Annotated in this window: 16 protein-coding genes and 1 pseudogene; 10 read left to right on the top strand and 7 right to left on the bottom strand. The window is 66.0% G+C overall.

The window, feature by feature from the left end; genetic code table 11:
* Positions 1 to 350 precede the first annotated feature (350 nt).
* From ASE69_RS21260 to ASE69_RS06790, 7 genes and pseudogenes are all read right to left on the bottom strand, one after another.
* Positions 351 to 1,934: an ATP-binding protein gene (locus ASE69_RS21260; protein ID WP_414882959.1), complete on the bottom strand. Its 1,584-nt coding sequence runs from the start codon at positions 1,932 to 1,934 to the stop codon at positions 351 to 353.
* 57 nt (positions 1,935 to 1,991) lie between these two features.
* Positions 1,992 to 2,294: pseudogene (locus ASE69_RS23405) on the bottom strand (PAS domain-containing protein); the annotation flags it as partial.
* 267 nt (positions 2,295 to 2,561) lie between these two features.
* Complete coding sequence (locus ASE69_RS06810; protein WP_056484644.1) at positions 2,562 to 3,287, bottom strand: haloacid dehalogenase type II; 726 nt, start codon at positions 3,285 to 3,287, stop codon at positions 2,562 to 2,564.
* A gap of 238 nt (positions 3,288 to 3,525) precedes the next feature.
* The gene (locus ASE69_RS06805) at positions 3,526 to 6,180 is read right to left on the bottom strand and encodes a putative bifunctional diguanylate cyclase/phosphodiesterase (protein WP_056484643.1); all 2,655 of its coding nucleotides are present in this window, start codon (positions 6,178 to 6,180) and stop codon (positions 3,526 to 3,528) included.
* Positions 6,181 to 6,313: 133 nt separating this feature from the next.
* Positions 6,314 to 7,936, bottom strand: a complete 1,623-nt coding sequence (locus ASE69_RS06800; RefSeq protein ID WP_056484641.1) for an efflux transporter outer membrane subunit — start codon at positions 7,934 to 7,936, stop codon at positions 6,314 to 6,316.
* Positions 7,933 to 11,226 (bottom strand): multidrug efflux RND transporter permease subunit, encoded by a 3,294-nt coding sequence (locus ASE69_RS06795; protein WP_056484639.1) that lies wholly within the window; start codon positions 11,224 to 11,226, stop codon positions 7,933 to 7,935. Before ASE69_RS06795 ends, ASE69_RS06800 begins: the two co-directional genes overlap by 4 nt.
* Positions 11,227 to 11,232: 6 nt before the next feature.
* Positions 11,233 to 12,456: an efflux RND transporter periplasmic adaptor subunit gene (locus tag ASE69_RS06790; protein ID WP_414882958.1), complete on the bottom strand. Its 1,224-nt coding sequence runs from the start codon at positions 12,454 to 12,456 to the stop codon at positions 11,233 to 11,235.
* Positions 12,457 to 12,969: 513 nt separating this feature from the next.
* On the opposite strand from ASE69_RS06790, the gene rpiA reads away from it, so the two are divergent.
* From rpiA to ASE69_RS06740, 10 genes are all read left to right on the top strand, one after another.
* Positions 12,970 to 13,650 carry a ribose-5-phosphate isomerase RpiA gene (rpiA, locus tag ASE69_RS06785; protein ID WP_056484635.1) on the top strand — a complete coding sequence of 227 codons (681 nt, stop codon included), beginning with the start codon at positions 12,970 to 12,972 and terminating at the stop codon, positions 13,648 to 13,650.
* Positions 13,651 to 13,719: 69 nt separating this feature from the next.
* Positions 13,720 to 15,810: a transketolase gene (tkt, locus tag ASE69_RS06780; RefSeq protein WP_056484633.1), complete on the top strand. Its 2,091-nt coding sequence runs from the start codon at positions 13,720 to 13,722 to the stop codon at positions 15,808 to 15,810.
* Complete coding sequence (tal, locus tag ASE69_RS06775; protein ID WP_056484631.1) at positions 15,810 to 16,934, top strand: transaldolase; 1,125 nt, start codon at positions 15,810 to 15,812, stop codon at positions 16,932 to 16,934. The genes tkt and tal overlap by 1 nt, the downstream gene beginning before the upstream one ends.
* A gap of 126 nt (positions 16,935 to 17,060) precedes the next feature.
* Positions 17,061 to 18,044 (top strand): phosphogluconate dehydrogenase (NAD(+)-dependent, decarboxylating), encoded by a 984-nt coding sequence (gnd, locus tag ASE69_RS06770; RefSeq protein ID WP_056060803.1) that lies wholly within the window; start codon positions 17,061 to 17,063, stop codon positions 18,042 to 18,044.
* Between the two features lie 8 nt (positions 18,045 to 18,052).
* Entirely contained in the window at positions 18,053 to 18,865 is an 813-nt protein-coding gene (locus ASE69_RS06765) for a Cof-type HAD-IIB family hydrolase (RefSeq protein ID WP_200924134.1), read from the top strand.
* Positions 18,862 to 19,605: an HAD-IIB family hydrolase gene (locus ASE69_RS06760; RefSeq protein WP_056055166.1), complete on the top strand. Its 744-nt coding sequence runs from the start codon at positions 18,862 to 18,864 to the stop codon at positions 19,603 to 19,605. The genes ASE69_RS06765 and ASE69_RS06760 overlap by 4 nt, the downstream gene beginning before the upstream one ends.
* A 4-nt stretch (positions 19,606 to 19,609) precedes the next feature.
* Positions 19,610 to 20,077: a GreA/GreB family elongation factor gene (locus tag ASE69_RS06755; RefSeq protein ID WP_056484627.1), complete on the top strand. Its 468-nt coding sequence runs from the start codon at positions 19,610 to 19,612 to the stop codon at positions 20,075 to 20,077.
* Positions 20,077 to 20,259, top strand: coding sequence for a hypothetical protein (locus ASE69_RS06750; RefSeq protein ID WP_055881387.1), 183 nt, complete (start codon positions 20,077 to 20,079; stop codon positions 20,257 to 20,259). The genes ASE69_RS06755 and ASE69_RS06750 overlap by 1 nt, the downstream gene beginning before the upstream one ends.
* A 518-nt stretch (positions 20,260 to 20,777) precedes the next feature.
* The gene (locus tag ASE69_RS06745; RefSeq protein WP_268795483.1) at positions 20,778 to 21,950 is read left to right on the top strand and encodes an NAD(P)/FAD-dependent oxidoreductase; all 1,173 of its coding nucleotides are present in this window, start codon (positions 20,778 to 20,780) and stop codon (positions 21,948 to 21,950) included.
* A 56-nt stretch (positions 21,951 to 22,006) separates the two neighbouring features.
* Positions 22,007 to 23,776, top strand: a complete 1,770-nt coding sequence (locus tag ASE69_RS06740; protein WP_056484622.1) for a DEAD/DEAH box helicase — start codon at positions 22,007 to 22,009, stop codon at positions 23,774 to 23,776.
* Positions 23,777 to 23,812: the final 36 nt, after the last annotated feature.

The raw sequence follows: 23,812 nt of genomic DNA, 5'->3' as shown, positions 1-23,812 counted from the left end.
GATGGCAAATGTTGCTTCGGAGGGAGGGGGTGGGAGTATGCACTGGATATGGGGGTGACCACTCTAGTTCCCCCGCGAAGGCGGGGGCCCAGGAGCCACTAACGTCGTCCTGCTTGATTCCTGGACCCCCGCCTTCGCGGGGGAACGGGATGGGGCGTTCTTCCACTTCCAAAACGAGAGCATCGCCTCGCCAGGACTCACCACCCCGCCAAAACCTCACCACCCCGGCGGAGGCCGGGGCCCAGTTGGGGGACGGTGATAACTGAACGATGTGCGTCGTTACTGCGACCTTTCCACTTGGGCCCCGGCCTCCGCCGGGGTAGTGGCATTTGGACGGGGGGTGGCCTGCTCTACCCCTCGATCATAGTCCGGATTTGCGTCGCCAACGCCTCCATCGCGAAAGGCTTGGTGATCATCGACATCCCCGGCTCCAGGAAACCCGACGCCAGCGCGGCATTCTCCGCATAGCCCGTCATGAACAGTACGCGGAGCCCCGGACGCAGCGCACGACCTGCATCCGCGACCTGGCGACCGTTCAATCCGGGCAGGCCGATGTCCGTCACAAGCAAGTCGACGCGCTCCATCGTGCGCAGGCGCTCAAGCCCGGCGGGGCCGTCATGCGCCTCGATCGCCTGATAGCCCAATTCGCCCAGCACTTCGACGATCAGCGCGCGGACGACCGAATCGTCCTCGACCACCAGCACGATCTCGCCCGCATCGGTGACGTGGTCCTGCGTCAGCCCCGGCAGCGCCTCGTCCTGCTCCGCTTCGCCGTAGTGACGCGGCAAATACAGCTTGATCGTCGTGCCCTGGCCGAGCTCGCTATAGATTCTCGCATAGCCCTCGGACTGGCGCGCAAAACCGTAGATCATCGACAGGCCGAGCCCCGTACCCTGGCCGATCGGCTTGGTCGTGAAGAACGGCTCGAACGCCTTGGCGATCGTGTCCGCCGACATGCCGGTGCCGGTGTCGGACACGCAGATGCATACGTACTGGCCGGGCCGGACGTCGCGCTGGCTGGCGGTGAAATGGTCGTCGAGCTGCGCGTTGCACGTCTCGATCGTGAGCTTGCCCCCATGCGGCATCGCGTCGCGCGCGTTGATGACGAGGTTGAGCAGCGAGTTCTCAAGCTGGTTGGGATCGCACAATGTCATCCACAGGCCGGCGCCGAGCACCAACTCGAGTTCGATCTGCTCACCCGTGGTGCGGCGGAGCAGGTCTTCGAGCGACGCGACCAGCGGATTGACCTTGACCGGGCGCGGATCGAGCGGCTGGCGGCGGGAGAACGCCAGCAGGCGGTGGGTGAGCGACGCCGCACGGTTGGCAGCGGTGGTCGCACCGGTGATGAAGCGATCGAGTTCGCCGACACGCCCCTGCGCAACGCGGCGCTGGACGATCTCCAGGCTGCCGGTGATGCCTTGCAACAGATTGTTGAAGTCGTGCGCGATGCCACCGGTAAGCTGCCCGACCGCCTCCATCTTCTGCGCCTGACGGAGCGCCTCCTGCGCCTCGACCAACTCCTGCGTGCGATCGCGGACGCGTTGTTCGAGGTCGGCGTTGAGCGATTGCAGGTCGCGTTCGAGCCGCTTGCGGTCGGTGACGTCCGCGCCTTCGACGAAAATGCCCACGACCGCGCCGGTCGCGTCGCGGATCGGCTGGTAGACGAAATCGACGTAGCGGTCGTTGACCGAACCGCCGGGTTCAGCCTGAACCGCATAGAGCATGCCCACCGCCGTGAACGCTTCGCCTGTCGCATACACATCGTCGAGCAGGTCCAGAAACCCTTGTTCGACCGCATCGGGCAACGCCTCGGCAACGGTTCGACCCAGCATCTCTCGGTGGCCGACCAGCTTGTCGTAGCCGGGGTTGGTCAGCTCGAACCGGTGTTCGGGCCCGCGCAACATCGCCATGAAGGTCGGCGCCTGCGCGAACATCTGGTTCATCCGCTCGCGCTCGTCACGCAGCGCGCGTTCGGTCTGGACGCGCTCGGTGCTTTCGTAGGTCGAGCAGAACATGCCCGCGATCGCACCGCTTTCATCGCGGACGGGCGAATAGGAGAAGGTGAACCAGGCATGCTCGTCATAGCCCTTGCGGTCGGTGACGAGCGGCAGGTTTTCGAAAAACGACGCTTCGCCCGCCAGCGCCTTGTCGACCAGGGGGCTGATATCGTCCCAGACATCCGCCCACACGTTGGCGAACCGCTGGCCGAGCGCCTGCGGGTGCTTGTCGTGCATGATGCGCGCGTAATGGTCGTTGTAGAGGAAGCCGAGCTCCGGCCCCCAGGCGAGGCACATCGCGAATTCGGAGGCGAACATCAACGAGACGATCGATCGGAGCGACTGCGGCCAGTGCTCGATCGGCCCCAGCGGCGACGTCGACCAGTCGTGCGCGCGGATCATCGCGGCCATCTCGCCGCCACCGGTCAGGAAATCGGCCACGGCCGTTTGTGTGGTCATCTCAAATTCCTGCCGGGTCGCACGCCGGGCCGAATTTTACTCCGGTGCGCGTTCGATAAGGGGCCGCGTCGCGCGTTTCTACCGGTTCGCGGGCAGGTCGGCGGGTCATCGGCACAGTTCGTCGGCCAGGCGCGTCAGGACGTCGACGCTATGGTCCCAGTCCTGGACGGCATCCGCATCGGGCGCGGGGCGGCCGCCATATTCGTGCGGGCGGTCGACATAGGCGGTTTGCAGGCCAGCGGCGCGTGCCGCGGCGAGGTCGCTGTGGTGCGCGGCGACGAGGCAGAGTTCGCCCGGGGCAATGCCGAGAAACCGCGCGGTGGCGAGGTAGGATTCTGGAAGCGGCTTGTAGACTCTGCTGACTTCCGCCCCGAGGATCGCGTCCCAAGGCAGGCCACCGCGGCGCGCCATCTCCAGCATCAGTGCGATGTTGCCGTTGCTGAGCGTGACGACCGGGTAGCGGGTCTTGAGGCGGGTGAGGCCCTCGACCGAATCGGGCCAGGGATCGAGCCGGTGCCAGGCGTGAGTCAGGTCGGTGAGCGTATCTTCGTCCACCGCAGCGGGGTCGATGCCGTGGTGACGGAGAAGGTCTTCGAGTGCCTCGCGGTGGAGCGTGTCGAGAATGACGAACGGTCGCCGTCCGCTGCGGACCTCCTCGAGCGCCGGCTGATAGCGTTTGCGCCAGCCGTCGGCGAAGCGGTGCGGATCGATATCGGTGCGGCCGAGGCGCGCGAGCACGGGCGCGGCGTCGCGCGCGATGCCCGAGCGCCAGTCGACCACGGTCCCGAACACGTCGAACGCGAGGGCTTTGATCGGGGCGCGATGTACCATGAGGGTGAGACGGTGGGAGGCGGCGGTTGGTTCCCAGGAATGGGGGACTTCGAGGGCTTTGCGCACGCCGTCGTTGAGCGGGGAACTCGGTAACTTGCGCCTCAATGTCACCCACCCCGGCGGAGGCCGGGGCCCAGTTGGAAAGGTCGTAATAACGAAGGACGGCGTTCGCCAATCCACGTTTCCCAACTGGGCCCCGGCCTCCGCCGGGGTGGTGGACGTTTATTGTTCGTCCAACTCACCCAGTCCGGCGAAGACGCGCGGAGTGGCCCTGGTTCAGCCGTTCCAGGTTGAACGCCTCGTGGAACTCGATGCCCGCCTTGCCGGCGCGCGCCCAGCGGATGCGGGCGCCGAACATCTGGTCCTCGACCAGTTCGATCTGCATCTCGACGCCGTCGGGATTGCCGGCGATCCGCAGCCCGTCGAGCATCGCGCCCGAGGTCGAGATGTCGCGGATGCGGACGTCGCCGCGGACCCCGTCGATCGCGATCCGGGCGGAGCGCAGCATCTTGGTGCGCGGCGCGCGGCTGACTTTGAAGCCGCTTGCGGCGGCGGTGCCGTTTTCGACCCCCAATTGCCGCAAAGCCTCGTCCGCGCGGACCGGGCGGCCATAGACATAGCCTTGGATATGGCTGCACCCGAGGTCGCGGATCAGGTTGATCTCGTCCTGCACCTCGACCCCCTCGGCGGTCGTCTCCATGCCGAGCGTGTCGGCGAGCGTGACGATCGCCTTGATGATCGCGGCATTGCGGTTGCCGGGCTCGGCGGCGCCACGCACGAACGACTGGTCGATCTTGATCTTGTCGAACGGGGCGTTGCGCAGATAGCCGAGCGACGAATAACCGGTGCCGAAATCGTCCAACGCAAGCCGCACGCCGATCCCCTTCAGCGCCTTGAACATCTGTTCCGACGAGCGCGTCTCGTCGAGGAACACGCCTTCGGTGATCTCCAGTTCGAGGCGTCCCGCAGCAATTCCCGACTGCGCGAGCGCGCTGGTGACGAGCGCGGGCAAAGCGGGGTTGGCGAACTGGATCGGCGAGACGTTGACCGCGACGCGCACCGAGCCGGGCCAGCGCGCCGCCTCCAGGCACGCGGTCCGCAGCACCCATTCGCCGATCGCCTCGATCAGCCCGCATTCCTCCGCGACCGGAATGAAGTCGGCGGGCGAGACGAGTCCGCGCGTCGGATGATCCCAGCGGATCAGCGCTTCGTAGCCGACGATCTGCGCCGATTTCGTGCTGACGATCGGCTGGTAGCAGAGGTGGAACGCGCCGTCGGAGATCGCCGCGCGCAGATCGTCCTCGAGCAGTTTTCGCGTGCGCGCGCCGGTCAGCATGTCGTCCGAATAGAAGCGATGGACGCCGCGGCCATCGGCCTTGGCGGCGTACAAGGCGAGATCGGCGTTACGGACCAGCGTCTCGGCGTCGTCGCCATCGTCCGGAGCGATAGCGATGCCGATCGAGCAGCCGATCGTGACCGACGTCCCGCTGATGAAATACGGCTCCGACAGTGAGGCGATCACTTCGCGCGACAGCGCGGCGAGCGTATCGCGGTCGGCGATGCCGGGCAGCACGACCTGGAACTCGTCGCCGCCCAGCCGCCCGACCAGCCCCGCATCTGCGATGCCGCGCTGGAGCCGTTGCGCGACTTGTTTCAACAGCGTGTCGCCCGCCTGGTGGCCCAGCGTGTCGTTGACCGCCTTGAACCGATCGAGATCCATCAGGAACAGCGACGTCGCGCGGTACGGACCGGTCTTCTGCGCCAGCGTCTTGTCGAGCGACGAGCGCATCCGCTGGCGGTTCGCGAGCCCGGTGAGCCCGTCGAACAGCGCCAGCCGCGTGATCTCGGCTTCCGACTTGCGTTGTTCGGTCAGATCACGGCCCGAGCCGATGAAGCCCTGGAAGCGCCCGAGGTCGTCGACCACCGGCCGGCCCGAGATCGACCACCAGCGTTCGCAATCGGGCGAGGTCGCGGCGCACACCGAATAGTCCGAGAACGACGTGCGCGAGGCGATGTGGAAGGCGAGCGTCCGTTCGGTGCCGGGCGCGTCGTTGTCCATGCGGAACAGGTCGGTGAGCGGTTGCCCGACCGCGTCGTCGGCGAGGCCGAGTTCGTCGGTGACCTTGGCGGATAGGTAGGTCAGGCGGCCCTGGCGGTCGGCTTCCCAGAACCAGCCGGTACCCTGGTCCTCGAATTCGGCGACCATCCGGATCGCGAGCCGGCCTTCGTTCGCGTTCTCTGCACGGTTCAGTTCCTGCGCGACGTCGATCCGCGCGAGGCGGTGCGCGACGATCCCCAGACAGCCGAGGAAGACGATCGCGACCACCAGCGGCATACCGATCCCCGCGCATATCGCGAGCATCACGACGATCCCGACGCCGAGCCCGAGCGTCGCCGCGCGGACCGCATGGACGCTGACCGCGGTGACCGCGATCATCCCCAGCACCGCGACGCAGCAGGCGAGTTGCGGCGACCCCGACGGCGCGCGCGCAACGGCCCACAATAGTGACAGCGACAGCGCGGCGACTCCCGCGACGCCGACGGTAAGCGCGCGGTTGCGCTTATAGGCAGGCCATTCGCACAATCCCGGCAGGCGCAGCACGCCGAACACGCCTGCGGACAGCGCCGCCAGGATCGCGGCATGGATGCCGATCGACGGGACGATGGTGCCAAGACCGGCGGCAGGCGGTGCGATCAGCGCAAGCGCGACGAGGAGGGCACAGCCGACCATCTGCGTGGCGATCGCGATCGGCCAGGTTTCCGCGACCTGCGCGAGCTTGCGATCGAGGAGTTCGGCAACCTGTTCGCGCGCATCCTCGCCAAGCCCGAACACGGCGGGGGCTGGCGATCGATCGCGCGCGCGGCGATCCGCGACGGGGAGGGGGGCGTACATCCAACCGTTCTGACTGGAATATCTTGCTGATACGGTAAGATTGGCGGGACGCGAAAAAAACTTCGTCCGCTCAGTGCGTTATAGCGGCGGAGGGAACGGAGTTGCGTCTGGCTCTTCCGTTCCCTCCGACGTTTCAGTCCGTTTCCGGCCGCGGTGCGCCGCTCATGGTCACCGGTTGCGGTCCGCCGGCGGTGGCTTCGAGCGTCGAATCGCCGCCCAGCACCCGGTACAGCGTCACGCGGTTGCTCGCGCCGACGAGTTGCGTCGCGACGAGGTTGCGTTGCGCGGTGTAGAGCGAACGTTGCGCGTCGAGCGAGTTCAGGAACGTGTCGATCCCGCCGCGATAGCGCGCGTCGGACAGGCGGTATGTATCGAGGGCCGCTTCGGAGAAGTTCTGGTTCGCCTTCAGCTGGTCCGCGATCGTGCCTTGGCGTGCGAGCGCGTCGGCGGTTTCCTGGAACGCAGTCTGGATCGTCTTTTCGTAGGTCGCGAGCGCGGCGTCGCGTTGCGCCTTCGAATAGGCGACGCCGGCGATCCCGGCCCCCGCGCGGAAGATCGGGTAGCTGACCGAGGGTGCGACCGAATAGTTGAACGCGCCGCCGCTGAACAGCGAGGTCAGCGACGTGCTGGCGAACCCGAGGATGCCGGTCAGCGAGATCTTCGGGAACAGTTCCGCGCGGGCTGCGCCGATCTCGGCATTGGTGGCGCGGAGCTGGTATTCGGACTCGACGACGTCGGGGCGGCGCAGGAGGATGCTGCTGTCGAGCCCTGCGGGCAGCGTGGCGATGGTCGGCAGCGCCTGTTCGATCGAGGCGGGCAACAGGCTGGCATCGACCGGTGCGCCGACGAGCAGTTGCAGCGCGTTGACGTCCTGCGCGAGCGCGGTGCGTTGCTGTGCGAGGTCGGACTGCGCGGTGAACAGGATCTGCTGCGCCTGACGGAGATCGGTCCGCGGGGCGACGCCGCCGCGCAGCCGCGCATTGGTCAGCGTGACGCTGCGCTGCGAACTCGTCACCGTGTCCTGCGCGATCTTGAGCAGGCTCTGGTCCGACGCGTAGGTGAGCCACGCATCGGCGATGTCGCCGACGAGTGTCAGGCGGGTGGCGCGCGCGGCGGCTTCGGTCGCGAAATAGCGATCGAGCGCGGCGCTGGTGAGCGAACGGATGCGGCCGAACAGGTCGAGCTCGAACGCAGTGGTGCCGAGGTCGACCGAGAAGGCGCTGTTCGAGCTGGAAGAACTGACCACCGAGCCGGTGCCCGTGCCGCCCGTACCGACGCCGCCCGTACCTGTGCCGGTTCCAGTTCCAGTTCCAGTTCCAGTTCCAGTTCCAGTCCCGGTTCCAGTATTGCCGGTGCCCGTCCCAGTCCCGGTATTGCCGCCCGTTCCGCTCGTAACGGTGTTGCGGGTACCCCTGCCGCCGCCCGAATAACTGTAGCGGCCGCTGGCATCGACCTGCGGTAAAAGGTCGGCGCGCTGGATGCGGTATTGCGCGCGGGTCGACGCGATGTTGGCGGCGGCGACGCGGAGATCGCGGTTGTTGGCGAGCGCCTGAACGATGATCTGCTGGAGCCGCGGGTCCTTGAAGACGTCGCGGTAGGTGATCGCGGGAAGCGCCGCCTCGGACTGGCGGAGGTACGCGTCGCCGACCGGGAGCGAGGGCGGGACGGGGAGCTCGGTGCGCGCGTATTTCGGCGCTAGCGAGCAGCCGGCGAGTGCGGTCGAAGCGGCGAGGATCAGGACTAGCGAGCGCATCATGCGGGCTCCGGCCGGTGAGGGCCCTGTGGTTCGGGTGGTCCGAGCGGTTCGTTGTGATCGCCATCGGATCCATGGCCGTCAGGGCCGTGGCCGTCATGGCCTTGGAAGCCGGTCGGCTTGCCACGCAGCTTGGCGATGCCGTCACGCGCGCCGCGGCGGACGAGGACGAAGAACAGCGGGATGTAGAAGATCGCGAGGATCGTCGCGGTCAGCATGCCGCCGACCACTGCGGTCCCGATCGCGATACGGCTGTTCGCGCCCGCACCGGTCGACAGCGCCAGCGGCAACACGCCGAGGATGAACGCGAACGAGGTCATCAGGATCGGGCGCAATCGGATCTTCGCCGCGGACAGCGCCGCCTCGATGACGCGCTTGCCCTTCTTCTCCTCCTGCTCGGCGAACTCGATCATCAGGATCGCGTTCTTCGCGGCCAGACCCATCGTCGTCAGCAGGCCGATCTGGAGATAGACGTCGTTGATCAGCCCACGCAGCGTCACGGCGAGGATCGCTCCGACGAGGCCGAGCGGGATCACCAGCAGCACGGCGATCGGGATCGACCAGCTCTCGTACAGCGCGGCGAGGCACAGGAACACGACCAGCAGCGACAGCCCGTAGAGGATCGGTGCCTGACCCGAGGACAGGCGTTCCTGATACGACAGGCCGGACCATGCGACCGACGTGCCGGGGATCTGCCCAGCAAGCTCGGCGATCCGGTTCATCGCATCGCCCGAGCTAACGCCTGGCGCGCCCGAGCCCTGAATTTCGTACGAAGCAATGCCGTTGAACCGTGACAGCGTCGTCGGTGCCTGGCCCCAGCTGGTCTTCGCGAACGACGAGAACGGCGCCATCTGGCCGTTCGAACCGCGCACGAACCACTGGCTCAGGTCTGACGGCTGCGCACGGAACTGTGCGTCGCCCTGGACATAGACACGCTTCACACGGCCACGGTCGATGAAGTCGTTGACGTACTGGCCACCCCAGGCGGTCGATAGCGTCGAGTTGACGTTCGCCTGGGTGAGGCCGAGCGTGGACAGCTTCTGCTGGTCCGCATCGACGCGCAACGTGGCGACGTCGGGCAGTTCGGTCAGGCGGATCGCGGTCAGTGACGAGTCGGCGCGGGCGAGCGCGAGCAGCTTGTCGCGCGCCGCGTTGAACTCGACCTGGCTCAGCCCGCCGGCGTTCTGCAACTCCATCGTAAAGCCGTTCGACGAGCCGAGACCGCGGACGGCCGGTGGCACCAGCGAATAGACCTGCGCGTCACGGAAGCCGGCGAACGCCTTCGACGCGCGACCGGTGATCGCTTCGGCAGTGTTTTCCTTGCCCTTGCGGTCATCCCACGGTGCGAACGCGATGAAGCCCTGGCCCGTGTTCTGGCCGCTCGCGCCGCCACCGCCGCCGCCGCTGACGGTGAACATCGTGCGGACGTTGGCCTTCTCGTTGGTGTAGTAATATTGCTCGATCTGCTTCTGCAGCGCGAAGGTGCGGCCTTGCGTGGCGCCGGCGGGAAGCTGGAACTGGACGATGCCCGAGCCCTGGTCCTCGGTCGGCAGGAAGCCTGTCGGCAGCCGCAGGAACAGAACGGCCAGCACCGCGACGATCACCGCGTAGATCAGCAGGAACAGCCATTTGCGGTCGATCACCGACTGGACGGCACCGGTATATTTCTGCGTGCCCTTCTCGAACCCGCTGTTGAACTTGTCGCCGGCGCGCGTGAAGACATGCGCGACCTTCGGGAATTTGCGTTCGCCCCAGCTTTTCTCGTGATTGCCGTCGGCGTCCTTCTGCTTCTGCTTGAGCAGCGTCGCGGTGAGGGCGGGCGAGAGGATCAGCGCGACGAGCACCGACAGGACCATCGCCGACACCATCGTCAGCGAGAACTGGCGGTAGATCACGCCGGTCGAGCCGCCGAAGAACGCCATTGGCAGGAACACCGCCGACAGCACCAGCGCGATCGCGACCAGCGCGACGGTGATCTCGTTCATCGACTCGATCGTCGCCTCCCGAGGCGTCATCTCGGGATTTTCCTCCATCAGGCGCTCGACGTTTTCGACCACGACGATCGCGTCGTCGACCAGCAGGCCGATCGCGAGCACGAGCCCGAACAGCGTCAACGTGTTGATCGAGAAGCCGGCGAGATAGAACACGCCGAACGTGCCGAGCAGCACGACCGGCACCGCGATCGTCGGGATCAGTGTCGCGCGCCAGCTTTGCAGGAACACGAACATGACGATGACGACGAGGATGACGGCCTCGATCAGCGTCTTCACGACCTCGTCGATCGACAGCTTGATGAAGTCGGTGGTGTCGTTGGCGTAGGCAAATTTCAGGCCGGGCGGGAAGCTCTTGGCGGACTTGGCGACGAACGCCTTGACCAGTTCGGCGGTCTTGAGCGCGTCGGCGCCCGGCGCGAGCAGCACCGCGATACCGGCGCCGGGATGCGCGTTGACGCGGCTGCGCGCGTTGTAGTTCTCCGCGCCCAGTTCGATCCGGGCGACGTCGCGCAGCTTGACCACGGCGCTGTCGTTGGTGGTCTTCAGGATGATGTTCGCGAACTGCTCGGGCGTCTGGAGGCGCGACTGCGCGGTGACGGTCGCGTTGAGCATTTGCGTGTCGGGCTGGGGCTGGCCACCGAGTTCGCCGGCGGCGACTTCGGTGTTCTGCGCCTGGATCGCGGTCGTCACGTCGCTCGGGATCAGCTGGTAGCTGGCGAGCTTGTTGGGGTTCAGCCAGATCCGCATCGCGTACTGCGCGCCGAACACGTTGCTGTCGCCGATGCCCGGAATACGGCCGAGCGGGTCCTGGAGGTTCGAGACGAGATAGTCCGAGACGTCCTGGTTGGTCAGCTTGTCGGTCTCGTCATAGACGCCGACGATCAGCAAATTGTCCGGGTTCGATTTGCGGACGACGAGGCCCTGTTGCTGGACCTGTTGCGGCAGGCGGGAGAGCGTTTGCTGGACCTGGTTCTGGACCTGGACCTGCGCGATGTCGGGATCGGTGCCCTTCTCGAACGTCACCGTGATGTTCACCGAGCCGCGTGACGACGAGGACGAGCTGAAATAGATCAGCCCGTCGATACCCGTCAGCGACTGCTCGACGACCTGCGTGACGCTGTTCTGGATGGTCTGCGCGTTGGCACCCGGGAAGGACGCGCGGACGGTCACCTGCGGCGGCGCGACGTCGGGGTACTGCGCGATCGGCAGGCTCATGATCGCGCCGATGCCGCCAAGCATCACGATGATCGCGAGCACCCAGGCGAAGATCGGGCGATCGATGAAGACACGGGACAACATAAGGGCTTAGCCGGCCTTTTTCTGGCTGGACTGGCCCCCTGAGGAGTCGTCCTTGGGCGCTTCGATCTTTTGCGCGGTGTTTTCAGGCACCGGCTTCACGCCTTGGTTCGGCGCGATCTTCGACAACCCTTGCGTGATGATCTTGTCGCCTGGGTTGAGTCCGCTGGTAACCACCCAGAACGCGCCCTGCGTGCGATCCGCCTTGATCTTCTTCTGCACCGCCTTGTTGTTCGCATCGACGACATAGACCGTCGCATTGCCCTTCGCGTCGCGCGACACGCCAGCCTGCGGCACAAGGAACGCGCGCTGGTTGATCGCCTGCGCGAACTTGGCCTGGACGAACATGCCGGGGAGGAGCAGCCCCTGCGGATTGGGGAAGCGGGCGCGGAGCGTCACGGTGCCGGTCTCTGTGTTGACCAGCGCTTCGGCGAACTCGACCGTGCCGGTCGCGCCATATTCGCTACCGTCCTCGAGTGTGAGGCGGACTTCGGCGCGGGTCGCGACGATGCCGTTCTGGCCGAGCGAACGGCGCAGCGCGAGCAGGTCGCCGGAGGATTGCTGGATGTCGACGAACATCGGATCGAGTCGCTGGATCTGCGCGAGCGGATCGGTCTGCGTGGCGGACACGAGCGCACCGACGGTAAACAGCGAACGGCCGATGCGCCCGGTGATCGGCGCGGGGACGGTCGTGAACTTGAGGTTGATCTGCGCGGTCTCCAGCGCGGCGCGGGTCTGCGCGACCGAGGCGGTGGCCTGGCGCGAAGTGGCGACCGCGTTGGTGTAATCCTGCTTGCTGATCGCCTCCATCTCGGCGAGCGGCTTGTAGCGCTGTGCGAGGATGGTCTGCGCCTGCTGGTTGGCGCGCGCGCTCTGCAGGTTGGCCTGCGCCTCGTTGGCGGCGGCCCGATAGAGGCGCGGGTCGATCTCGTAGAGCGGCTGGCCCTTCTTGACGAGCGTACCCTCGGTGAAGAACCGCCGGCGGATGATCCCGGTGACCTGAGGGCGGACGTCCGAGCTCTCGAACGCGGTGGTACGGCCGCTGAGTTCGGTGGTCATCGCGACGCTGGTCGGCTGGACGACGACATAGCCGACGGTCGGCGTACCCTGGCCCGGCTGGCCACCGCGGCCGGCCTTGCCTTGAGCCTTGTCGCCGTCGCCGGAACAGGCGGCGAGCGCCAGTGCGGGCACCAGCAGGATGGCGCACTGCCGCGCAGAAAATCGTGTGGCTATCAAGTTTGGTATCCGCTCGCGATCGGTGGTGGCAGCTGTTGGTCGGCCTAAACCACGAGGATGTACCAGAAGTATGTCAGTTGAAAAGCGCGGGTGAGAAATAGGGAAGAAAGAGTAACCTGTTTGATTGGTTGGGGGCGTTTTGTGCAACGTAAGGCTCGCCAACGTCCCAAGAATTGTTTCCCCGCGAAGGCGGGGACCCAGACTGGGCTCCCGCCTTCGCGGGAGAACAAGGAAGAGTGCTCTCCCGCACTCACACTCACCACCATGCAGCCACCGCGATCGAGAACCACCGCATAGCTCTTGCGCTACTGCACCACCCCGGCGGAGGCCGGGGCCCAGTTGGGGGACGGTGCTAACGGAGCGCGGTCCGTCGTTACTGCGACCTTTCCAACTGGGCCCCGGCCTTCGCCGGGGTGGTGCTTGTTGTGCGGGTCCTCCAAACTAAATCCTCTGGGATGTGTTCAAGCGTGAATGCCGGAACGAGCCCGGCATGACGAATAGGGTGGGCTGATGGCTTCGATCGATGATGACAAGAAGGCGGCTGCCGTTGCGGCTGTGGCGGAAGTTCGGGACGGGATGCTGGTCGGACTCGGGACTGGCTCGACCGCGGCGTTCGCAATCCAGGCGCTCGGCGAACGAGTCGCGGAGGGCCTGCAGATGCACGCCGTCGTCACGTCCGAAGCCTCCGGCAAACTCGCCCGCGAACTCGGCATCGAGATTCTCGACTTCGCCACCATCGCCCACGTCGACCTAACCATAGACGGCGCGGACGAGATCGACTCGCGGTGTTTCGCCATCAAGGGCGCAGGTGGGGCGATGCTGCGCGAGAAGATCGTCGCCGCAGCCTCGGCACGGATGGTCGTGATCGCCGACGGCTCCAAGCGGGTCGACCGGATCGGTGCCGCCAAGCTGCCGGTCGAAGTACTCCCCTTCGCCATCGCCTACGTCATGCGCGTCCTCACGGACATGAAAGCCGCCCCAACGATCCGCGACAACTACCGGACGGACCAAGGCAATCTCGTCATCGACTGCCACTTCGCCAACCTCGACGACCCCCGCGCGACCGCCGCCACCCTTGCCGCGATCCCCGGTATTCTCGGCCACGGCCTGTTCCTCGACGAGGTCGATGCCGCGTATATTGCAACGAACGGCGTCGTTACGCGACTGGAACGGATGGGTGCATCCGACTAAAGGCATCCTATGTTGGCAACCAGATCGGATGCGCGGCGTTCGGTCACCGTCTAGAGCGAGGCTTCTTCCATGACCGATACCGCAACCGCCCCCACCAAGGCGGACCCTATGCTGCACGAGGACGGCTCCCCCGAGCGTCTGGCGATCGATACCATCCGCACGCTGTCGATGGACGCGGTGCAGAAGGCCAATTCGGGCCATCCCGGCACCCCCATGGCGCTCGCGCCGGTCGGCTACACGCTTTGGTCGAAGTTCCTGCGCTATGATCCCAAACACGCCGACTGGCCCAACCGCGATCGCTTCGTGCTGTCGGTCGGCCATGCGTCCATGCTGCTCTATTCGCTGATCCACCTCGCCAAGATCGAAGAGATCGACGCTGACGGTAATAAGACCGGCAAGGAGGCCGTCAGCCTCGAGGATATCGAGCAGTTCCGCCAGCTGTCGTCGAAGACGCCGGGTCACCCCGAATATCGCCACACCACCGGCGTCGAGACCACGACGGGTCCGCTCGGCCAGGGTTGCGGCAATTCGGTCGGCATGGCGATCGCCGAGCGCTGGCTTGCGGCGCGCTACAACAAGGATGGCTTCACGCTGTTCGACCATGACGTCTACACGATCTGTGGCGACGGCGACATGATGGAGGGCGTCTCGGCCGAGGCGGCGAGCCTTGCCGGCCACCTCAAGCTCAGCAACCTCTGCTGGATCTACGACAGCAACCATATCTCGATCGAGGGCGCGACCGATCTCGCGTTCGACGAGGATGTCGGCCTGCGCTTCGACGCCTATGGCTGGAACGTCATCCATATCGACGACGCGAACGACACCGCCGCGCTGAGCCGCGCGATCGAGACGTTCAAGGCGACCAATGACAAGCCGACCTTCATCGTCGTGCATTCGGTCATCGGCTACGGCAGCCCCAAGGCAGGCAGCGAGAAGGCGCACGGCGAGCCGCTCGGCGAGGAGAATATCCGCATCACGAAGAAGGCTTATGGCTGGCCCGAGGACAAGTCGTTCTACGTGCCCGACGGCGTGATCGAGCATTTCAACGGTGCGATCGCGGAGCGTGGCGCCAAGCTGCGCGACGAGTGGGTCGCGCTGACCGACAAGTATCGTGGTGCCTATCCCGAGCTGTCCGCAGAGCTCGATCTGTTGCTCAAGGACGAGCTGCCCGAGGGCTGGGATGCCGACATCCCGACGTTCGAGGCGGATGCCAAGGGCGTCGCCAGCCGCGATTCGGGTGGCAAGGTGCTCAACGCGATCGCCGCCAAGGTGCCGTGGCTGATCGGCGGTTCGGCCGATCTCGCGCCGTCGACCAAGACCGACATCAAGGGCCAGCCCTCGTTCGAGGCGGAGAACTACGCCGGCCGGAACTTCCATTTCGGCATCCGCGAACACGGCATGGGCGCAATCGTCAACGGCATGGCGCTGTCGCATCTGCGTTCGTACGGCTCCACCTTCCTGGTGTTCGCGGACTACATGCGCGCGCCGGTGCGCCTGTCCGCAATCATGGAAGTCGGCGCGATCTGGGTGTTCACGCACGACTCGATCGGTGTCGGCGAGGACGGCCCGACGCACCAGCCGATCGAGCATCTCGCCACGCTGCGCGCGATCCCCGGTCTCGACACGATCCGCCCGAGCGACGCGAACGAAGTCGTCGCGGCGTGGAAGGCGGTCCTGAAGGACGCCAGCACGCCAGCGGCGCTGATCATGTCGCGCCAGGCTCTCCCGACGCTCGACCGCACCAAATATGCGAGCGCAGACGGGCTCGAAAAGGGCGGCTATGTCCTCGCGGATAGTGACGGCACGCCCGACGTGATCCTGATCGCGACCGGCAGCGAAGTGTCGCTGGTCGTCGAGGCGCACGAGAAGCTGACGGCGGACGGCGTGAAGAGCCGGGTCGTGTCGATGCCGAGCTGGTATCGCTACGAACTGCAGGACGCCGCGTACAAGGAAAGCGTGTTGCCGCGCGAAGTGCGGGCGCGCGTTGCGGTCGAGATGGCTGGGTCGATCGGTTGGGACCGTTATGTCGGCCTCGACGGCGCGACCGTGACGATGTCGACCTTCGGGGCTTCGGCACCGCTCGCCAAGCTGCAGGACAAGTTCGGGTTCACCGTCGACAATGTCGTCAAGGTCGCCCGCCAAGTGATGGAGACCAAGTGATGGGTGCGCTCAACGATCTCGAAGGCTTCGGCCAGGCGGTATGGCTCGATTTCGTCGACCGGAAGTTCCTGGAGGCCGGTGGTCTCCAGAAGCTGGTCGACGAGGATGGCCTGACCGGCGTCACTTCGAATCCGTCGATCTTCGAAAAGGCGATGGGTCACGGCGATGCCTATGACTCGACGCTGGCCGAGTACGACAAGCAGCATGCCGGCGCGGCGACGATCGACCGCTACGAGCATCTGGCGATCCAGGATATCAAGGCGGCGGCGGAGACGTTGAAGCCGGTCTATGACAAGCTCGACGCGAAGGACGGCTATGTCAGTCTTGAGGTGTCGCCGTACATTTCGGACGATACCGACGCGACGATCGCCGAGGCGAAGAAGCTGTGGGGGATGGTCGATCGGCCGAACTTGATGATCAAGATCCCGGGGACGCTCGCGGGCGGTCCGGCGATCTCGTCAACGATCGCGAGCGGTATCAACGTCAACGTCACGCTGCTGTTCGCACTGGACGCGTATATTCGCGTTGCGGAGGCGTATGCGGCGGGTCTCGAGGAGCGCGTCAAGCAGGGGCAGCCGATCGACAAGATCGCCAGCGTTGCCAGTTTCTTCGTCAGCCGGATCGATTCGTCGATCGACAAGGAGATCGATGCACGTCTTGAGAAGGGCGATGCCGATGCCGAGGCGCTGAAGGCGGTGCGCGGCAAGGTCGCGATCGCCAATGCGAAGATGGCGTATCAATGGTATCTCGACTTCCTGAAGTCGGACCGCTGGCAGGCGCTTGCCGCCAAGGGTGCGCAGCCGCAGCGTCTGCTGTGGGCGTCGACCGGCGTGAAGGATCCGAGCTATCCCGATACGCTCTACATCGACACGCTGATCGGCAAGGATACGGTCAACACGATGCCGCCCAAGACGATGGACGCGTTCCGCGACCACGGCACCGCAGCGGAGACGATCACGCAGGACGTCGAGGGCGCCAAGCACACGCTGGCCGAAGCCGAGCGGCTGGGTCTCGACCTCAACGGCGTGACCGGCAAGCTGGTCGAGGAGGGCGTCGCTTCGTTCGTGAAGGCGTTCGACGACCTGCTCGGCTCGATCGCCAAGAAGCAGCCCGCGACGGCGTAACTTCTGCCCCCTCTCCCCTCCAGGGAGAGGGCCGGGGTGAGGGGCGCCGCGAGCGCTGCCCTCCCCAACTGCCCGTCACCCCAACCCTCTCCCCGGCGGGGAGAGGGGGTAAGCAAGGAATTCCCCATGAAGATCGGACTGATCGGCCTCGGCCGGATGGGCGGCAACATCGCGCGCCGGCTGATGAAGAACGGCCACGAAGTCGTCGCGTTCGACCGCGATGCCGAAGCCGTGAAGAAGCTCGCTGCCGACGGCGCGATCGGTGCGGACTCGCTTGACGACATGCACGCCAAGCTCGACACCCCGGCGATCTGGTGGGTCATGGTCCCCGCAGGCGAGCCGACCGAGAGCACCGTCCAGGCGATCGCCGCGAAGTCGAATTCGGGCGATATCATCATCGACGGCGGCAACAGCTTCTACAAGGACGACGTCCGCCGCGCGAAGGAACTGGCCGAGAAGGGCATCCACTATGTCGACGTCGGCACGTCGGGCGGCGTGTGGGGTCTCGAGCGCGGCTATTGCATGATGATCGGCGGCGACAAGGAAACGGTCGACCTGCTCGATCCGATCTTCGAGACGCTCGCGCCGGGCATGGGGACGATCGTCCGCACGCCGGGCCGCGTCGAAGGCCAGGCCGATCCGCGCGCCGAGAAGGGCTATATCCATGCAGGCCCCTCGGGTGCCGGGCACTTCGTCAAGATGGTCCATAACGGCATCGAATACGGCCTGATGCAGGCCTATGCCGAGGGCTTCGACATCCTCAAGGGCAAATCCGGCGAGCACGTCGTCGAGGAGGAGCGCTTCGACATCAACCTGACCGACGTCGCCGAAGTCTGGCGTCGCGGCAGCGTGATCTCGTCGTGGCTGCTCGACCTGTCGGCGATCGCGCTGGCGAAGGACGGCACGCTCGAAGGGTTCAGCGGCAGCGTCGCGGACTCGGGCGAGGGCCAGTGGACGATCGACGCGGCGATGGAGGAGAAGGTGCCCGCCAACGTGCTGAGCGCCGCGCTGTATGCGCGCTATCGTAGCCGCGTGGACCATACGTTCGGCGACAAGCTGTTGTCGGCGATGCGCTATGGCTTTGGCGGTCACGTCGAGATGCCCCAGTGAGCGGTGGCATGAGCGATATCAAGCTCCTCGTTTCCGATGTCGACGGTACGCTCGTCGACAAGGAGAAGAAGGTTACGCCCGCCACCGTCGACGCGGTCAAGCGACTGAAGGCGGCCGGCCTCGGCTTCACGATCATCAGCGCGCGGCCGCGCTCGGGGATGATGCCGATCGCGGAGTTGCTCGGCATCGACGAGCCGATGGGCGCGTTCAACGGCGGGATCGTCTTCAAGCGCGACGGCACCGTGATCGAGCACCACATGATCGACGTCGACGTCGTCCGCGGTGCGATGGATATCATCGGTGACGCGCCGGTCGATACGTGGTTCTTCGCGGACGACGTCTGGTACGCCAGCACCGAAAAGGGCGGCCATGTCGGCAGCGAGAAGAAGGCCTCCGCGCAGGATCCGGTGATCGTCTCCGACTTCACCGCTCTGCTCGCCAAGGCGGACAAGGTCACGTTCGTCAGCGACGACGAGGACCTGTTGCGCGACCTGCATGCCAAGGTTGCCGCGAAGTTCGATTCGCAGGCCACGATCGTCCAGTCGCAGACCTATTATCTCGACATCACGCCGGTGGCCGGCAACAAGGGCAGTGGGATCGAGGAACTGGCGGACGCGTTCGGGATCTCGCTGACCGAGACCGCGGCGATCGGCGATCAGGCCAACGACATCGCGATGCTCAAGCGCGCCAAGCTGGCGATCGCGATGGGAAATGCACCGCAAGCCGTCCGCGACGTCGCGCACGAGATTACCAGCGCGAACGATGCCGACGGCGTCGCGCACGCGATCGACACCTTTATCCTGACCGGAGTTTCCGCATGAAAGACCTCGTTGCCTTCGACCTCGACGGAACGCTGGCCGAGAGCAAGCAGCCCTTGCAGGAGCCGATGGGCGAGGCGTTGGCGAACCTGCTCGACGTCGCGCATGTCGCGGTGATCTCGGGCGGCGACTGGCCGCAGTTCGAAAAGCAGGTCGCGTCGCGCCTGCCCGAGCGAGCCGATCGCACCAAGCTGTGGCTGATGCCGACGACGGGCACGAAGCTGTACCGGTTCGATGGCGAATGGCGCGCGGTGTATGCCGAGCTGTTCGAGGACGACGAGAAGCAGAAGATCCTTAAGGCGTTCGACGAGTCGTTGGAAGCCACCGGGTTCGTGCCGGAAAAGACCTGGGGCGAGCGGATCGAGGATCGTGGCAGCCAGATCACGTTCTCCGCGCTCGGTCAGGAAGCGCCGATCGATGCCAAGCACAGCTGGGATCCCGACTTCGCCAAGCGCAAGGTGATCCAGGCCGATCTGCAGAAGCGCCTGCCGGGGCTGTCGATCAACATGGGCGGCGCGACCTCGATCGACATCACGCGCGAGGGTGTCGACAAGGCGTATGGGCTGAAGAAGCTCAACGAGGCGAGCGGCATCGCGCTCGACAAGATGATGTTCATCGGCGACGCGATCTTCCCGGGCGGGAATGATTATCCGGCGGAGCAGCTTGGGCTCGACGTCGTGAAGGTGAAGAACGTCGATGGCACGCTGGCGGCGATCGCCGGGATCGTCGCGTGCCTGAAGTAAGGGCATGAGCGTCGCGTTTCGTCGCGAGAGTGACGAGGAACATCTCGAACCCAAGTTCGAGCAGCCGATCGCGCCGGGGCCTAATCTGGTCACGGCGCGGGGGTTGCGGCTACTCGGCGAGCGGGTGACGGAGATCGAGGCGGCGGTTGCGGCTGAAACCGACGAGGAGGCGCGCAAGCTGCTGCTGCGCGACCTGCGCTATTGGCATACGCGGCAGACGACCGCCGCACTCGCGCCTTCGCCCGAGGATGATGAAGTCGGAATCGGTTCGCGGGTTCGGGTTCGGATGAACGGGATGGAACGCGTGATCGCGATCGTCGGTGGTGACGAGGCTGAGCCTGGCGAGGACCGGCTGGCGTTCTCGGCACCGTTGGCGCGCGCGCTGATGGGGGCTGCGGTTGGCGAGACGGTTGCGTTTGCGGACAAGCCGGACGCGATCGAGGTTCTGGCGATCGACAAGGATGATGGCTGATGGCTGAGGCGAAATTCGAACGGCATCGTCAGGCTTGGACGCAGGACGAGATCCAGAAGCTGCATACGCTGGCGAAGAAGGGCATGGCGCTGAAGGCGATCGCCAAGGCGCTTACCCGGAGCGAGGAGTCGGTGAAGGTTCGGGCGAAGGAAGACTCGCTGAATATCGCCAAGCTGCGGTAATTTGTGGGTCCTGAGCCCTCTCCCCTCCGGGGAGAGGGTTGGGTGAGGGGCTGTTCCGAGCGGCGCACTGCTTGGCTACCCCTCACCCCGACCCTCTCCCCGGAGGGGAGAGGGAGCAGAAGGGGCGTTAGCGTGCTCCACTAACCTTCGGAGGCCGTGGCTTCTCCATTTGGCGCCATTCCGAATGGCACCACCGGGGGAGACACCACCCCGCCCAAATTGCACCACCCCGGCGGAGGCCGGGGCCCAGTCGGAAAGGTGGCTGTAACGAGGCGCAACTTGCGCCACTGCCGGCCCCCAACTGGGCCCCGGCCTTCGCCGGGGAGGTGCAGCGTCCGTGCGCGGCATTTTAGTGGACTCGGGAACAGTTCACTACCTTTGTGGCCACTCCCGAACACGCTACAGCGACCATCCCTTCTTGTTCTCCCGCGAAGGCGGGAGCCCAGTCTGGATCCCCGCCTTCGCGGGGAAACACTGTTAATTAGCGGCTCGCCCAACCAAGCCGCACGGAGCGACCCTTGTCCGACTACGACGCGATAATCCTTGGCGCAGGCGCAGCCGGTCTCATGTGCGCCGCGGTCGCAGGCCAGCGCGGGCGGAAAATCCTGCTCGTCGATCACGCCGACCAGGCGGGCAAGAAAATCCTGATCTCCGGGGGCGGGCGGTGCAATTTCACCAACGTCCACACCGCCGCCGACCGCTACATCTCCGCCAACCCGCATTTCGCCAAATCCGCGCTCGGCCGGTATTCCGCACAGGATTTCCTCGCGCTTGTCGAATCCTACGGCATCTCGTGGCACGAGAAGACGCTCGGCCAACTCTTCTGCGACGGCTCCGCAAAGCAGATCGTCGAAATGCTGCTCGACGAATGCGACAAGGGCCGCGTCGACCTGTCGCCCGGCCGCGCGGTCACCGGAGTCGACCATGCGGACGGTCGCTACCGCGTGTCGCTGGACGGCCGCACCGTCACCGCCCCTGCGCTCGTCATCGCGACCGGCGGCCCATCGATCCCGAAAATGGGCGCGACCGGGTTCGCCTATGATCTCGCGCGGCAGTTCGGCCTGAAGGTCGTCGAGCCACGCCCCGCACTCGTCCCGCTGACGCTCGGCGGCGACGAGACGCTGTTCCGCGAACTCTCCGGTGTCGCTGCCGAAGTCGTCGCCACCGCCGGCAAGACCGCGTTTCGCGAAGCCGCACTGTTCACGCACCGTGGCCTGTCCGGCCCCGCGATCCTCCAGGCATCGTCCTATTGGCGCAACGGTCAGCCCGTCGGGATCGATTTCCTCCCCGATCGCGAGTCCGGCTGGCTTCCCGCCGCCAAGCGTACCACGCCGCGTGCGACTCTGCGGAAACTGCTCGGCAGCACGCTTCCGGACCGACTCGCGGAGACTTTGAGCGAGCGATTGGGGATGACGAGCGAGATTTCCACGCTCACCGACCGCAAGCTCCAGGACGCCGAGCGGGCGCTAAGCCATTGGCAATTCACGCCAAACGGCTCCGAAGGCTATGCGAAGGCCGAGGTCACCGCGGGCGGAATCAGCACCGCGGAACTGTCATCGCAAACAATGCAAGCCAAACGCGTACCAATGCTGTATGCAGTCGGCGAAGCGGTCGATGTCACAGGGTGGCTCGGCGGCTACAACTTCCAATGGGCATGGGCGAGCGGGTGGGCCGCGGGTCAAGTCCTGTAGGGACCACCACGCCAGTGCCTTGCCGTTGCGTAAGCCGGCCACCAATTAGGACGTACATGCCTTTTACAAATATTCCGTCGCTTCTTTCCGAGGCGCTCGAAGCGCGCGGCTATACCGCGCTTACCCCCGTCCAGGCTCATGTGATCGAGGACAATGCGATCGGTCGCGATCTCGTCGTGTCGGCGCAGACCGGCTCGGGCAAGACCGTGGCGTTCGGCCTGGCGATGGCCGGCGAGCTGCTCGGTGAAGCCGGCGAGGACGGCGTCCAGCGCCTGCCCGCGCCGCACAAGCCGCTCGTCCTCTGCATCGCGCCGACTCGCGAGCTCGCACTCCAGGTCAGCCGCGAGCTGATGTGGCTCTATGCCAAGGCCGGTGCGCGCATTTCGACCTGCGTCGGCGGCATGGACGCCTCGAAGGAGCGTCGTTCGCTCGCACACGGCGCGCATATCGTCGTCGGTACGCCGGGCCGTCTGCGCGATCACCTCGAGCGTGGCGCGCTCGACCTGTCGGCCCTGAAGGTCGCGGTGCTCGACGAGGCCGACGAGATGCTCGACATGGGTTTCCGCGAAGATCTCGAGCAGATCCTCGATGCGTCGCCCGAGCAGCGCCGCACTTTGCTGTTCTCGGCGACGATGCCGCGGCCGATCGTCGCGCTCGCCAAGCGTTACCAGAAGGATGCGCTGCGGATCTCGACCGTCGGCGAGGATCGCGGCCATGGCGACATCTCGTACCAGGCCGTCACGGTCTCGCCGTCCGAGATCGAGCATGCGGTGATCAACCTGCTGCGCTTCCACGAGGCGGAGACGGCGATGCTGTTCTGCGCGACGCGTGACAATGTGCGCCATCTGCATGCGAGCCTGGTCGAGCGTGGCTTTGCCGCCGTCGCGCTGTCCGGCGAGCATTCGCAGAACGAGCGTAACGCGGCGCTTCAGGCTCTGCGTGACCGTCGCGCACGCGTCTGCGTTGCGACCGACGTTGCAGCTCGCGGCATCGATCTGCCGACGCTGAGCCTTGTCGTGCACGTCGAGCTGCCGCGTGACGCCGAGACGCTCCAGCATCGCTCGGGTCGCACCGGTCGTGCGGGTAAGAAGGGCACTGCCGTCCTGATCGTGCCGTTCCCGCGTCGTCGTCGCGTCGAGATGATGCTCCGTGGTGCGAAGATCAACGCGGAGTGGGTCAACGCCCCGACCGCGGAGGACATCCGCAAGAACGATCATGAGCGCTTGATCGGCATGCTGTTGCAGCCGGTCGAGGTCGAGGAGGAGGATCGCGCACTCGCCGTCCGCCTGATGGCCGAGAAGACCCCGGAGGATATCGCCGCGGCGCTGGTGCACATGCACCGTGCGACGATGCCGCAGGCCGAGGATCTGATCGACCAGAGCAAGCAGCCGACGCAGGACGAGCGTTCGCAGGGGCCGCGCGCGGGGTTCGAGGACACGGTCTGGTTCCGCATGGACATCGGTCGTCGCCAGAACGCCGATCCGCGCTGGATCCTGCCGCTGATCTGCCGTCGCGGGCACATCACTAAGTCCGAGATCGGTGCGATCCGCATCGGCCCGAACGAAACGGCGTTCGAGATCCCCCGCGCGGTTGCGTCGCGGTTCTCGGCGGCGATCCAGCGTACGGCGCAGGCTGGCGAGGAAGAGAGCGGCGTCGCGATCGAGGCGATGCAAGGCGCGCCCGAGAGCGGCGCGCGGCATGATGGCGGCGGCGGTGGTCGCAGCAATGCGAGCGGTCCGCGCTCGACGCTGCACCGCGCGGCCCCGCGTGGCGGACCGGCTCCCGCGCGGAAGCCGCCGTACCGCGGCAACCGCGAGCGCAGCTGAGCTAACGCGATCCTCCCCCGCAAGGGGGAGGTGTCG

It is taken from the genome of Sphingomonas sp. Leaf208 (assembly GCF_001421415.1).
Lineage (GTDB): Bacteria > Pseudomonadota > Alphaproteobacteria > Sphingomonadales > Sphingomonadaceae > Sphingomonas.
This window is presented reverse-complemented; position numbering and strand designations above follow the sequence as displayed.